Source organism: Salmonella enterica subsp. arizonae (assembly GCF_008692845.1).
GTDB lineage: Bacteria > Pseudomonadota > Gammaproteobacteria > Enterobacterales > Enterobacteriaceae > Salmonella > Salmonella arizonae.
Map to the genome: position 1 here is coordinate 142,128 of NZ_VXJW01000001.1, position 12,853 is coordinate 154,980.

Annotated in this window: 16 protein-coding genes, 1 tRNA gene and 1 pseudogene; 16 read left to right on the forward strand and 2 right to left on the reverse strand. The window is 48.7% G+C overall.

Translation table 11 applies throughout. The features are described 5' to 3' along the window. Positions 1-21: 21 nt before the first annotated feature. From F4V61_RS00725 to F4V61_RS00745, 5 genes are read left to right on the forward strand one after another with little or no spacing between them, the layout of a single operon-like run. Positions 22-1,686 (forward strand): ABC transporter substrate-binding protein, encoded by a 1,665-nt coding sequence (locus F4V61_RS00725; RefSeq protein ID WP_001141166.1) that lies wholly within the window; start codon positions 22-24, stop codon positions 1,684-1,686. Then, positions 1,686-2,660 carry an ABC transporter permease gene (locus F4V61_RS00730; protein WP_038396142.1) on the forward strand — a complete coding sequence of 325 codons (975 nt, stop codon included), beginning with the start codon at positions 1,686-1,688 and terminating at the stop codon, positions 2,658-2,660. Before F4V61_RS00725 ends, F4V61_RS00730 begins: the two co-directional genes overlap by 1 nt. Beyond that, positions 2,650-3,462 carry an ABC transporter permease gene (locus tag F4V61_RS00735; RefSeq protein ID WP_080161039.1) on the forward strand — a complete coding sequence of 271 codons (813 nt, stop codon included), beginning with the start codon at positions 2,650-2,652 and terminating at the stop codon, positions 3,460-3,462. Before F4V61_RS00730 ends, F4V61_RS00735 begins: the two co-directional genes overlap by 11 nt. Continuing rightward, positions 3,456-4,253: an ATP-binding cassette domain-containing protein gene (locus F4V61_RS00740; protein WP_038396141.1), complete on the forward strand. Its 798-nt coding sequence runs from the start codon at positions 3,456-3,458 to the stop codon at positions 4,251-4,253. Before F4V61_RS00735 ends, F4V61_RS00740 begins: the two co-directional genes overlap by 7 nt. Continuing rightward, positions 4,247-4,837 carry an ATP-binding cassette domain-containing protein gene (locus tag F4V61_RS00745; RefSeq protein ID WP_038396140.1) on the forward strand — a complete coding sequence of 197 codons (591 nt, stop codon included), beginning with the start codon at positions 4,247-4,249 and terminating at the stop codon, positions 4,835-4,837. The genes F4V61_RS00740 and F4V61_RS00745 overlap by 7 nt, the downstream gene beginning before the upstream one ends. Positions 4,838-4,918: 81 nt before the next feature. On the opposite strand, the gene F4V61_RS00750 is transcribed toward F4V61_RS00745, so the two are convergent. After that, positions 4,919-6,052: a mechanosensitive ion channel family protein gene (locus tag F4V61_RS00750; protein ID WP_038396139.1), complete on the reverse strand. Its 1,134-nt coding sequence runs from the start codon at positions 6,050-6,052 to the stop codon at positions 4,919-4,921. Between the two features lie 193 nt (positions 6,053-6,245). On the opposite strand from F4V61_RS00750, the gene F4V61_RS00755 reads away from it, so the two are divergent. From F4V61_RS00755 to F4V61_RS00780, 6 genes and pseudogenes are all read left to right on the forward strand, one after another. Next, entirely contained in the window at positions 6,246-6,572 is a 327-nt protein-coding gene (locus tag F4V61_RS00755) for a four-helix bundle copper-binding protein (protein ID WP_001183701.1), read from the forward strand. A gap of 8 nt (positions 6,573-6,580) precedes the next feature. Further along, a tRNA-Arg gene (locus F4V61_RS00760) sits at positions 6,581-6,657 on the forward strand. A 113-nt stretch (positions 6,658-6,770) separates the two neighbouring features. Continuing rightward, positions 6,771-7,418, forward strand: a complete 648-nt coding sequence (gene zinT / locus F4V61_RS00765) for a metal-binding protein ZinT (RefSeq protein ID WP_164967343.1) — start codon at positions 6,771-6,773, stop codon at positions 7,416-7,418. 146 nt (positions 7,419-7,564) lie between these two features. Next, positions 7,565-7,726: pseudogene (locus F4V61_RS00770) on the forward strand (aminoglycoside adenylyltransferase domain-containing protein); the annotation flags it as partial. Positions 7,727-7,879: 153 nt separating this feature from the next. Further along, entirely contained in the window at positions 7,880-8,473 is a 594-nt protein-coding gene (locus F4V61_RS00775; protein ID WP_072159237.1) for a helix-turn-helix domain-containing protein, read from the forward strand. A 68-nt stretch (positions 8,474-8,541) separates the two neighbouring features. Then, on the forward strand, positions 8,542-9,390 hold the full coding sequence (locus F4V61_RS00780; protein WP_012210236.1) for a MerR family transcriptional regulator: 849 nt from the start codon (positions 8,542-8,544) through the stop codon (positions 9,388-9,390). Between the two features lie 52 nt (positions 9,391-9,442). Here F4V61_RS00780 and F4V61_RS00785 read toward each other — a convergent pair whose 3' ends face one another. Continuing rightward, positions 9,443-9,691 carry a biofilm/acid-resistance regulator YmgB/AriR gene (locus F4V61_RS00785; RefSeq protein WP_038396136.1) on the reverse strand — a complete coding sequence of 83 codons (249 nt, stop codon included), beginning with the start codon at positions 9,689-9,691 and terminating at the stop codon, positions 9,443-9,445. Between the two features lie 315 nt (positions 9,692-10,006). Here F4V61_RS00785 and F4V61_RS00790 point away from each other — a divergent pair, with 315 nt between their 5' ends. From F4V61_RS00790 to F4V61_RS00810, 5 genes are all read left to right on the forward strand, one after another. Further along, positions 10,007-10,552, forward strand: coding sequence for a chorismate mutase (locus F4V61_RS00790; RefSeq protein ID WP_080161038.1), 546 nt, complete (start codon positions 10,007-10,009; stop codon positions 10,550-10,552). Between the two features lie 22 nt (positions 10,553-10,574). Further along, positions 10,575-11,357: a transporter substrate-binding domain-containing protein gene (locus F4V61_RS00795; protein ID WP_080161037.1), complete on the forward strand. Its 783-nt coding sequence runs from the start codon at positions 10,575-10,577 to the stop codon at positions 11,355-11,357. Positions 11,358-11,452: 95 nt separating this feature from the next. Beyond that, positions 11,453-12,091: a leucine efflux protein LeuE gene (gene leuE / locus F4V61_RS00800; RefSeq protein WP_000457192.1), complete on the forward strand. Its 639-nt coding sequence runs from the start codon at positions 11,453-11,455 to the stop codon at positions 12,089-12,091. A 172-nt stretch (positions 12,092-12,263) separates the two neighbouring features. Then, complete coding sequence (gene yeaR, locus F4V61_RS00805; protein ID WP_038396133.1) at positions 12,264-12,626, forward strand: DUF1971 domain-containing protein YeaR; 363 nt, start codon at positions 12,264-12,266, stop codon at positions 12,624-12,626. 2 nt (positions 12,627-12,628) lie between these two features. Beyond that, the gene (locus F4V61_RS00810; RefSeq protein ID WP_024131918.1) at positions 12,629-12,811 is read left to right on the forward strand and encodes a DUF1869 domain-containing protein; all 183 of its coding nucleotides are present in this window, start codon (positions 12,629-12,631) and stop codon (positions 12,809-12,811) included. Positions 12,812-12,853: the final 42 nt, after the last annotated feature.

Below are 12,853 nucleotides of genomic sequence, written 5' to 3' on the forward strand. Positions count from 1 at the left end.
TCATCACAAATGGTCGCCATAATGCCGTCCTCAGGAGGCTTCCCGACGTTTACGCTTCGCCGGGAGGAACAAAAACAACGCATAATCTGGGATAAGCTGATGATTAAAGGCAAACTGGCGCTCGTGACGTGTGCACTGACTTTGGCATTCACCTCACCGCTTTTCGCTGTGTCGGATACGACAGACGCTCGTACCCTGAAGCTGGCCATTGGCCCTGAGCCGACGGAAGGATTTGATCCTATGCTGGGCTGGACCCACGGCAGCTACTTATTACTCCATGCGCCATTGCTCAAGCAAAACGCCGATATGAGTTGGGGTAATTTACTGACGGAGAAAGTGGATACCAGCCCTGACGGTAAAACCTGGACGCTGACCTTAAAACCCGATCTGAAATTCTCTGACGGCTCGCCATTGACTGCCGAAGATGTCGTATTTACGTACAACAAGGCGGCGAAGAGCGGCGGTAAAATTGATATGGGCAATTTTAGCCATGCGCAAGCGCTGGATGCGCGCCGAATTGAGATGACGCTGAGCCATCCGCAGAGCACTTTCGTGAATGTATTAGGGTCGTTAGGGATTGTTCCTGCCAGCCGTTATGATGAGAAAACGTTCGCCCGTGAACCGATAGGCGCTGGTCCGTATCGGCTGGTCAGCTTTCAGCCGGGTCAACAACTGATCGTTGAAGCCAATCCCTGGTATGCGGGTAAAAAGAATGACTTTAACCGGCTGGTTTTCGTCTTCCTGGATGAAGACAATGCTTATGCCGCCGCGCGCAGCGGGCAGTTGGGACTGGTTCGCATTGCCCCTTCTATGGCGGTGGCTCCGCAGCAGGATAATCTAAAACTCTGGGTACGCGATAGCGTTGAAAACAGAGGTATTGTGTTCCCGATGGTTCCAGCCGGTAAAAAGGATGCTAACGGCTATCCTGTCGGCAACGATGTGACCGCTGATGTCGCTATCAGGCGCGCCATTAACTATGCCATTAATCGTAAGCAATTGGCGGAACAGGTGATGGAAGGCCATGCGATACCCGCTTATAGCGCGGTGCAGGGATTACCGTGGCAAAATCCTTCAGTGGTATTCAGTGACGGCGATATGGCAAAAGCGCGCGCTATCCTGGACGAGGCAGGCTGGAAGAAAAACAGTGCGGGCGTGCGTGAAAAAGCAGGTAACGAAGCGCGCCTGACCTTATGGTATGCCAGTGGCGACAGCACACGGCGGGATCTGGCCGAGGCGGTGCGCGCCATGTTGCAGCCTTTAGGCATTGTGGTTTCGTTGCAATCAGGAAGCTGGGAAACCGTAGAGCGCCATATGCACGCTAACCCTACGCTGTTTGGCTGGGGAAGTCTGGACCCGATGGAACTCTTTCATCACTACAGCGGGAAAGCCGCTGGCGTGGAATATTATAACCCTGGCTATTACAGCAATCCTGTGGTAGAAGCGCATCTGAAACAGGCTATAGATGCGCCTGACTGGCAAAAGGCGGTTCCTTTCTGGCAGCAAGTTGAGTGGGACGGGAAGCAGGGCGCGGGCGTCCAGGGCGATGCAGCGTGGGCGTGGCTGCTTAATATTCAGCATACTTATCTGGCAAACTCCTGTATTGACCTGGGGAAAGGCGCGCCAGAAATCCACGGCAGTTGGTCGGTATTAAACAATCTTGATGATTGGGCCTGGACCTGCCGGTAATGAAATCTCTCTTCAGTCATTTTTTGCGGCTGATTACCCTGTTGGTGCTGGTGGCTGCCGGCACCTTCATTCTGCTCAGCTTTTCGCCAGTCGATCCTATTCGCGCTTATATCGGCAATGATCTGCTCCATGTGCCGCCAGAACAATATGCGCGGATTGCAGCGCGCTGGGGGCTTGACCAGCCGCTGTGGGAGCGTTTCGGTCACTGGTTTTGGCGCCTGCTCCAGGGCGACATGGGGTATTCCATGCTGTTCAACGCGCCTGTCGCCAGTGTGATCCGGGAACGTTTTGCAACGTCATTCGCGCTGCTGGCAGGCGCCTGGCTATTGTCTGGTTTCCTGGGCGTGGCATTGGGTTTTCTGGCCGGACGTTTTCTCAACCGCTGGCCGGATAGGATTATTTGCCGTATCAGCTACCTATTGTCATCGTTGCCCACCTTCTGGATAGCAATGCTGTTGCTGGCGCTGTTTGCCGTCCGCTGGCCGGTATTGCCTGTTTGTTGCGCCTGGGAACCTGGAAACAATGCAGGAGCCGCTCTGTTATCGGAGCGTTTACGCCATCTCGTGCTTCCGGTATGTGCGTTAAGTCTGTTGGGCATGGGGCAAATCGCGCTGCATACGCGGGAAAAAATAGCCAGTGTGATGAAGAGTGAATTTATTCGTTTTGCGCGTGCTCAGGGGGATAAGGGATGGTCGCTATTACGCCACCAGGTGTTACGTCATGCGATTACCCCGGCAATCTGTTTACAGTTTGCTTCTCTGGGGGAGCTGCTGGGAGGGGCATTACTGGCGGAAAAAGTCTTTGCTTATCCGGGACTGGGACAGGCGACAATCGATGCCGGCCTGCGCGGCGATGTTCCGCTTCTCATGGGGATTGTCTTATTCAGTACGCTGTTAGTTTTTGCCGGAAATACGATTTCAGCCTGGCTTGTGGGGGTACTCAATCGATCGCTGGAGCGTCCCGATGCTCTATAATCCCGCCCAGACGTTGCTGCGTCTGATCTTCTCCGCCGCCTGCCTGCTGTTTATTGCCGGATACGGTTATGCCACATTGAGCCAGCCGCCAGAGATAAATCTGCTTGCCCGGCATCTGTCGCCTGATATCCAGCACTGGTTTGGCACCGATAATCTGGGGCGTGATGTATGGCTTCGTTGCTTTCAGGGCGCCTTCGTCAGTTTGCAAATTGGCATTGGCGCCGCGCTGTGCAGTGGCATTATCGCATTAGTGATGGCGGCAGCGGCGCGTATTCATCCCCGACTGGATATCCTGATGCGGCTAATAACGGATTCCATGCTCGCCATGCCGCATTTACTTTTGCTGATCCTTATCTGTTTTACGCTTGGCGGCGGTAAAAGCGGCGTCATTGCGGCTGTGGCGTTAACGCACTGGCCCCGTCTGGCGCTGATTCTGCGCGCCGATGCAGAGCGGGTGGCGCAGAGCGACTACCTGACGTTGACGTATCGTCTGGGGCACGGACACCTCTATTGCTGGCGATACCACTATCTTCCGGCGCTGTTGCCGCAATGGCTGACGGGGACGTTATTGATGTTTCCTCATGCGGTATTGCACAGCGCGGCGTTAAGTTTTTTAGGGTTCGGGCTGGCGCCGCATGAGCCTTCGCTGGGGCTGCTACTGGCGGATGCGTTGCGGTTTATTAGCCATGGTAACTGGTGGCTGGTGCTGTTTCCGGGGCTAATGTTATTCACGCTGGTTATGCTCTTCGATCAGTTCGCGCGCGCCGTTCAGCGGCTGTGGCTAAGGAGTGACGTATGCTGAGTTTACGACAGGTTACGCTGGAGAGCGTCCGTTATCGCTGGTATGGCGCGAGACGCTGGTCGGCGTTGTTACAGAATGTCTCTTTTGATATCGCGCCCGGAGAAATGGTGGCATTGGTTGGTGGAAGCGGAGAGGGCAAAAGTCTGTTGCTGCAATGTTTACTCGATCTGCTGCCGGAAAACTTACGCTTTCGTGGCGAGATTATGCTTGATGGCAACCGTCTGGACAGACATACCATCAGGCAGCTTAGAGGCAATACTTTTAGTTATGTGCCGCAGGGTGTACAGGCGCTTAACCCCATGCTGAATATCAAAAAACATTTGAACAGAGCATGTTATCTGACCGGACGCGCCTGGGATGAGGAGCAGATGGTACAGCTATTACAGCAAAGCGATCTCGAACCGGCGGTTCTGGAGCGCTTCCCCCGCCAGCTCTCCGGCGGGATGGCTAAACGTATTCTGGCTTGCCACGCCTCGCTCAGCCAGGCGCGTTATATCCTCGCGGATGAGATCACCGCCTGGCTTGATACGGCATTGGCAAACCAGTTGCTTGAACATTTGCGGGGGCTTTGCGAGAAGGGATGCGGCGTGCTATGGGTGACGCATGACCTGCTGCTGGCCGCGCGGTATGCCGATCGCATTGTCGCGCTGCATCAGGGCCATATCACGGACGATATCCGCCGCGAGCGGCTACAGCCGGAAGAGATGAGTGAGCCGTTAAAACGGCAATGGCAAGCATTACCTGAAATAAACCCGTTATTTATGCAGACTGGAGAGGGGGGAGAATGCTGAGCTGCCGCGACCTCGTTATTTGTCATGGCGGGAAAGTCTTATGGCAGAACCTGACGTTTGCGATTTCTGCCGGTGAACGGGTAGGGATTCATGCGCCAAGCGGAACGGGGAAAACGACGTTGGGACGCGTCCTGGCCGGATGGCAAAAGCCGACGGCAGGCGACGTGCTGCTGGACGGCAGGCCATTACCCCTGCATCAGTATTGTCCGGTACAGCTTGTTCCCCAGCATCCTGAACTGACGTTTAACCCCTGGCGAAGCGCCGGAGAAACTGTACGCGATGCCTGGCGCTCCGACCTGGAAACGATGAGGCGTCTGTATGTGCAACCCGAATGGCTGACGCGTCGGCCAGTGCAGCTTTCAGGCGGGGAGCTGGCGCGTATTGCAATACTGCGCGCGCTTGATCCACGTACACGTTTTCTGATTGCCGACGAAATGACGGCGCAACTCGATCCATCTATTCAAAAAGCGATATGGGCATACGTGCTTGAGGTGTGCCGTAACCGTCCATTAGGTATGTTGGTGATTAGCCATCAGTCCGCGCTGCTTGATCAGATCTGTACCCGCCATTTACGAGTGGAATAGTAGCAGGTGGTTTACCTGCATAGCATGGTCGCAGTTAACGCGCCGGGAACCGGCGGGCTCCCGGTATTGTCGGCATAGCTTTTACTGGATGACGCGTTTATCTGCGTCTTTTGCATTAGCGGTATTACTGTAGTCCGTTGTCTCTTCAATCTGTACCGGCGCTCTGACGACCAGGCTTGGCAGCGCCAGTTCAATACCATTCTCAATTAATTTTTCAATAATACGTATATTTATCTCTTGTTGAATATCCATGTATTTATTGTAATCTGCGGTATTGACGATATGTACCACCTCATAGGTCAGCCGATCCTGAGCAAAGGCCAGCAAATGGGCGCGGTCGAATTGTGTCTCGCCAACATCGGTAATAATCTTTTTCACCATATCGCCGATGAGGCGTAACTTTTCCGGCGGTGTCGCAGTAGCGACGCCAAAAGTAAACACGATACGACGCGTTTGCATCCGTTTATAGTTATGTATGGTTTGCTGCAACAGCTGCGCATTCGCGCAAACGATTTGTTCGCCGCTGAGACTACGGATGCGAGTGGTTTTCAGACCGATATGTTCAATCGTACCGGCTACATCATTAAAGACGACGAAATCGCCGATTTCGAAGGGCTTGTCGAAACCAATCGACAGCGAAGCGAAGACATCGCTCAGAACGGTTTGCACCGCCAGTGCAATAGCAATACCGCCAACGCCAAGGCTTGCTACCAGAGCGGTAATATCTACGCCTACGTTCGCCAGGATGGAGAGTAGCATCATAGACCAGACGAGTACGCGCAAAATCATACCAAGAATGACCAGCGTCACCGGGTTTTTATTGGAGCCTGGGGCGTACAGTAAATGGCGCATCCATGACTGTACGCCCTGATCAAGCCAAATCGCCATTTGAATCGCAACCACTAAAAACCAGGCGTGGGAGAGGGTAGAGAATAACCGGTCAGGCAGTGCGACAAAACGCAGGCTAAAGAGAAACGCGGCAAAGAAGATCAGCATTTTACTGGTCTTTTTCAACATCTCGAAAATAATGGAACGCAGCCGTCCATGCGCATCATCCTTTTTATCCGGGCGTTCTAGCGTTTTATAGACCACATTGAGTAGCCAGTTGATAAGCCAGTAAGTGATGAGAGTGACGAAAAAAACGACCGCCAGATTGATCCAGAAAGTGGTCGACATCAGCAGCGTAACGATATTCAGTCGTGCCAGATACTCCATTTTACCTCCGATGAAAAGCAGATGAACATTACAGTATAGACGTCACATCACGGCGGCCGATTTTCGGCTTTATTATTGCCGTTTTATTCAGCGATGTTGTTCAAAAAGTATGAAAAAGACGGTTAGCCGTTTGGCTATCCCGGCGTTTCTGTGCAGACTTATCTACTCCTCTTAATAAAATAAGGAGTGACTTATGCAACAAGAACATCGTGAATGTATCGAACAGTGTTATGAATGCGCAGCGGCGTGTGATGTCTGCGCTTCTTCTTGTCTGCGTGAAGATAACGTCGGGATGATGAAGCATTGTATTCAGTTAGATATGCAATGTGCGGCTATTTGCCGCCTGGCGGCGCAATTTATGGCTCTGGAAAGCGAATATTCACAAAAAGTATGTCGCCTTTGCGCGGATATCTGCAAAGCCTGCGCCGAAGCGTGTGCAAGGCACGACCACGATCATTGCCAGAACTGTGCGCGGGCGTGCAGTCAATGCGCTGACGCCTGCCTTAAAATGACCGCGTAATTTTTCTCCCGCCATTAGCTCAACCGGATAGAGCATAGAGCTTCTACCTCTAAGGTTCGGGGTTCAATTCCTCGATGGCGGACCAGTTGACGCCAAAAAAGGCCACCTGCGCGCGGTGGCCGCTTAGTTTCTGTTGAAGTAAATGAGATGTTATATTATAACATTCATCTTTCTTAGAAAGATGAGGGAAACATTTTGGTGATTAATTTAAAAAAACTGACAATAGTTCTGGGAATGTTGTTTGTGAATAGCCCTGCTTTCGCACATGGTCATCATGCTCATGGCGCGCCGATGACGGAGGTTGAGCAAAAAGCGGCAGCGGGTGTGTTTGATGACGCTAATGTACGCGATCGCGCACTCACAGACTGGGATGGGATGTGGCAATCCGTCTATCCTTATCTGGTCAGCGGCGAACTGGATCCTGTATTCAGACAAAAGTCGAAGAAAGACCCAGGGAAAACGTTTGAGGATATTAAGGCATATTATCGCAAAGGATATGCGACTAATGTCGAGACTATCGGCATTGAAAATGGCGTTATAGAATTTCATCGCGACAATGGCGTCGCGTCCTGCAAATATGATTATGCCGGCTATAAAATTCTAACATATACTTCAGGTAAAAAAGGGGTGCGCTATCTGTTCGAATGTAAAAATGCGAATAGCAAAGCGCCTAAATATATTCAGTTTAGCGATCATATCATCGCGCCGCGCAAATCTGGTCACTTCCATATCTTTATGGGAAATACTTCGCAGCAGGCGTTGCTACAGGAGATGGAAAACTGGCCTACCTATTATCCCTATCAGTTAAAGACGAATGAGGTAGTTGACGAAATGCTGCACCACTAAGTGTAATCGTTGTATTAAAGCTCGCTATTCACAGCGAGCTTTTTTCTGCTGTGATGTCATAATCCCTGGCTACTAAAATAAAAAGATATCTGCAACCCAGAGCAACGGTGGCGTTATCCTTACCGCCCTCGATTCAACGCCGGGCGGATGCGACTGCCGACTGGCTGTTACCTCAGCCAGAAGATTATGTTGCTACATTGCGCGCGGCGGAGCGTGAATATTTAGGTCTGGAGAAAAAGGACTGGCATATTTTACTGCCTGAGGTCGTACGCTTTGTGGATTTTGCGAAAGCGCATATCCCCACATAGTTCAGATAAGTTGTCCCAGAATGTCTGCCGGGTTGCGCAAACGGTGTTCCTCAACTACTACTTAATAGGTTATCATCACTTAACTAAGAAGATGATCTTATGCGAGCCATAGAATGGACATTCCCACATGGCTATCGTTTTGTTGAGGTGGATATGACTGGTTCCGCAACATCTGTTTTAAAGACAGTAACAAGACTATTGAGCGAAAACCTGTTTCTTAATTATGGTCTGGAATCCTTATTTAAGGACGTCGCAATAATTGTTGGTAACGTAAATTATATTATTTTTGATATCGACGATTACTACACTATACAGCAATATATTACCACCACATTTAAAACGGTACTTATTGGAGTTGTTACCCATAATGAATATAACTTTATTGATGAATACCATGCTATATATCGAATAAAATCAGATGCCTCTATTGCCGAGTGGCGCGATTTATTGATTCTGGCTGGTTCGGGCCAGGTTATCCCTAGAACACAGAAATTCCGATTGACAGCGAATGAAAAAAAAGTTCTGGCGATGCTTATTAAAGGAATGGATATCCGACAAATAAGCTGTGAGCTAAATGTGCATTTAAAAACCATCTATTCAGTACGCTACCATGTTTTGGCTAAATTAGGTTGTAGAACGGTTCTGGACTATCAAATACTTTCGGTCTCTAAATTATTTACGCACTGGATTACAATAAATAGTGCCAGCAATATAATTTCTCATGTAAATAGTGAGGTTATTGCTTAATAATGATTTGCTTCTGATGACGTTTAGGTTCACTATACTTTCTTACATCCTCATGAGACCAGACAGGCATGGCTACTTTTAGTATTAGCGCAATGGCTGCGCAGTGTGGCGTCACAACAGCAAATATCCGGTCCTGGGAACGTTATGGTCTGCTTGAGCCCGTTAAGGATGAAGCCGGAAATCGTTTTTATTGCATAGAAGATGCTATCAGAATACAGCATATTATCGACGCGTTAAGCAAGGGCTTCTCATTAAAAGAGATTAAGCCAGCCCTCTATGGTGAAGAGATGCATTGCCGATCTGGATGGTTATTCTACCAGGAAGAGATTTTAGCGCAGTGTAGAAAATTCGAGCCCGCCAAACTGCGAAAATTACTCTGGCGTTATGGTCGGGAAATCCCGCCTGGTATCGTGATTGAGTCAATACTGCGCCCTTTACGGCTGTGGTTGTCCGCAGGCGATGATGATGCGCGCCGATTTGAAAAGGCATTATTGGATACTGCGATTATCGAATACGCCACTTTCCAGTTAAGTAGCGTACGGAAGGCGCCGGCGGGCACGATGCTTATTGCCGCGTTTTCGCTGAATGACCCCGTTGAGCTATGGCTGGAAACGATTAAATATTGTAGTGAAGGTATGCGGGTTGAAGTAATTCCCTGGCAGGCGCCGATGCCCGATCTTTTATCAACTTCTTTCGGGCATATTGTTCTGTGGCATGATGAGGCATTAACACCCGCCCAGGAAAATCTTATTCAGGATTTAAAAGAATCGGGTAAATTTAGTCTTCAGGTAAAAAATGGCCCAGGCTTAACATTACTGCCAGCCGTATATCGGCAGCATGACATGCCAGGGAGAGTGCGGCATGTCCCGCCGCAAACTCATTCCGAAGGTTATGAAAAATCAGGCACAGAACGTTGATGCCTCTTCATTATTAACGAAAAAGGGAGGGTTAACCCCCCCTTTGTTTATATTAGATGTCGTCAGGCGTCTGAAACAAAACGGCTTCTAAGGCATTACGGTAAATATCAAGCTGAACTACGTCTTTTTCTGTTTCCAGTTTTTCAATAAGTTTTGCGATAATATCCTTATTTGAGACATGCTGCTGTGATTGCAATAGTTCGTAAGTAATTTCCTGAATAGCTCGCTGTTCACATAACATATGTGCAGAAAAAGGATTGCCAGTGCTATTTTTTTCGTTGACTAGTGTAATGGTAGTCATATTTCACCATATTCGATGTAAATTGAAGCCGATCTCCCTGAGCGGGGGAGAAAATTAGTGACCTATTAAAGTTAGACCTATATCATAAAATTGTAATAAAAATTCATAAAAACGTGATATCCGTCACGTTTGAGTAATTTGTTGTATATTCTATGCACTTTAAGTGAAGGTAAAGATCTTAGAGAATCAATGGTCTTTTCTTTTTCTTACCCATATTTAAACTAACGATTATTAATACCGCTGTGCGATAATTTCTTAATGTTATCTTAAAGATGGTAAATTATTGTCAAGTCTCCGTAAAAGGAGATTGATATAATGATTCGCTATATTGCCGTTTTTCTTTGTTCTTTATTGATGTGTAGCAGCACTTTTGCTGATTCGGTAACGTCGGTATCGCTCGGCGCGCTCTCTACCGTGCTCAATGAACGCATGTTATTAATGAAAGAAATCGCTGCTTATAAAATGAAGCACCATCTACCAATAGATGATTTCATTCGTGAACAAAACGTTTTCGCTGAGGCTGAAAAAGAAGCGAAAAATAACGGGCTGGACCCGCATTCGATAATACCTTTTATTAGTTCGCTAATGGAAGCCAGTAAAGCGATACAGTACCGCTACTTAGCGCAGTGGCGAACCGGGCCGGAACCCTCTTTTCCGATACAAACCTTGTCGGTATCGCGGCAACGTATTCGCCAACTTGATAATCAACTGGTGATCATTATCAGCCAGCGTTTGATGGTCGGCGCTTTCAGTCACGAGGATATGGTGTGGCTGAGAGCGCAGTTTAATGCGCCGAATCTGAATGAGAACGATATCAGTGATGTGTTGGCTGCGTTGTCTCTGGTGCGACGAGCGCGTTAATGCCACAAGAAGAGAAGAAGTGATGTCCCGAAAAATGAGAATACAGACCATGACAGGCTTATTCTTATTGGCAACCGCAGGACACGCGGAACCAAAAGTTCTGCGTGTCGGGGTAGATTTAACAAATCCTCCACTCCAGGTCAGAGATCAATGTGGCAATCCGACAGGGTTTGTGATTGATATAACAAACGCGCTGTGTCAAACCATAAATGTAAAATGTCATTATGTCGTGAACAGCTTTGATGCCCAGATCCCAGAACTGCTGGCGCGAAAAGTTGATTTCATCATGCCGCTTGGCGTTACGCCAAAAAGAAGGGCGTCAATTGCTTTTAGCCGCTATGTATACCATGACCCCACGGTACTGGTTGCCAGAAAAACGGTGAATATACTGCCGCAGGCTGCGCGGCTTAAGGGCAAAAATATTGCGGTGGAGCAAGGAAGCATTCAGGAAACATGGGCAAACACCTACTGGCTGCCTGCGGGGGCAGTGATAAAAAGCTATCCTGATATGACGTCGATTTATCAGGACTTAGTGACCGGACGCCTGGATGGCGCGCTGTGTCCGGCCATCGCGCTGAAATTTGGTTTTTTACAAACTGCGCAAGGCAAGGCGTTTGAAGTAAAAGGTTCAGCAGTGACGGATACGCATTTATTCAGCATTGGTTCGGCTTACGGTATCCGTAAAGAGGATGAGGCGACACAACGATTAATCAATCAGGGACTGGAGCAAATTAAGCGTAACGGCGTCTGGTTAGCGATAAAAGAACGTTATTTTGGTGATTTGGATATAAGCGTGACAGAATAGCGGCGCAGAGGCATGGTTTCGCTTCCTATCTTCCGGTGCATTCGTTAGCATATTGTTTCGCAGTTAAGCGTAAATCTTTTCAGGAAGAGGTTAATGTGTTCGCGGAGTATGGTGTTCTGAATTACTGGACGTACCTGGTCGGGGCGATTTTTATTGTGCTGGTGCCGGGGCCGAATACGCTTTTTGTGCTTAAAAATAGCGTAGGGCGTGGGGTGAAAGGAGGATATCTTGCCGCATGCGGCGTGTTTATCGGCGATGCGGTATTAATGTTTCTGGCGTATGCAGGCGTGGCGACGCTTATCAAAACAACGCCGATTCTGTTTAACATTGTTCGCTATCTCGGGGCGTTTTACCTGCTATACCTCGGCGCAAAAATTCTTTACGCCACGCTGGCCTCGAAGGGGCGTGCGACGGCGGATACGGTGGTACCTTTTGGCGCCATTTTTAAACGTGCTTTAATTCTTAGTCTAACAAATCCTAAAGCCATACTTTTTTATGTCTCGTTTTTTGTGCAATTTATCGACGTTAATGCGCCGAATACTGGGATGTCATTTTTTATTTTGGCGATTACTCTTGAAATCGTCAGTTTTTACTATCTGAGCTTTCTGATTCTTTCTGGCGCTTTTGTAACCCACTATATTGGTACCAAAAAGAAACTGGCAAAAGTGGGCAATTCATTAATTGGCCTTCTTTTCGTCGGGTTTGCCGCCCGGCTGGCAACGCTTCAGTCTTAACGTCATCGACCCGTTGACCACGGCGGGTCATTACTCTCCTTTCCGTTTTTATCGCGTGAAAACAGCATAATAGTAACCAATAAATGGTATTTGAAATGCTGTTTTTTGGGCGTAACCTTTTTACGACAGCGGTGAGACTATCGTTGAATTATCAACGGGAAGAGGGAAGAAAATGCTTCAAATTCCACAAAACCATATTCATACCCGTTCTACGCCATTCTGGAACAAAAAGACGGCACCTGCCGGAATTTTCGAACGCCACCTTGATAAGGGCACGCGGCCTGGCGTTTATCCTCGCCTTTCAGTGATGCAGGGGGCGGTCAAATATCTTGGATATGCTGATGAACATAGCTCTGAGCCTGAAGACATCATGGTTATCAATGCCGGCGAGTTTGGCGTATTTCCTCCACAAAAATGGCACAATATTGAGGTCATGACAGACGACACTTATTTTAACATTGACTTTTTTGTCGCGCCGGAAGTGCTGATGGAAGGGGCGAACCCACGGAAAGTCATTCATTCCGGGAGAGAATAATGATGAGAAAAGCCACTTATACCGTCACGGTAACGAATAATAGCAACGGCGTCTCCGTAGACTATGAAACGGAAGCGCCGATGACGTTGCTGGTGCCTGAAGTCGCGGCAGAAGTTGTAAAGGATTTGGTTAATACCGTGCGCTCCTACGATACCGAAAACGAACACGACGTTTGTGGCTGGTAAGAATAGCGTAATATGCCATTGATATAAATGACTTTTTAAAAC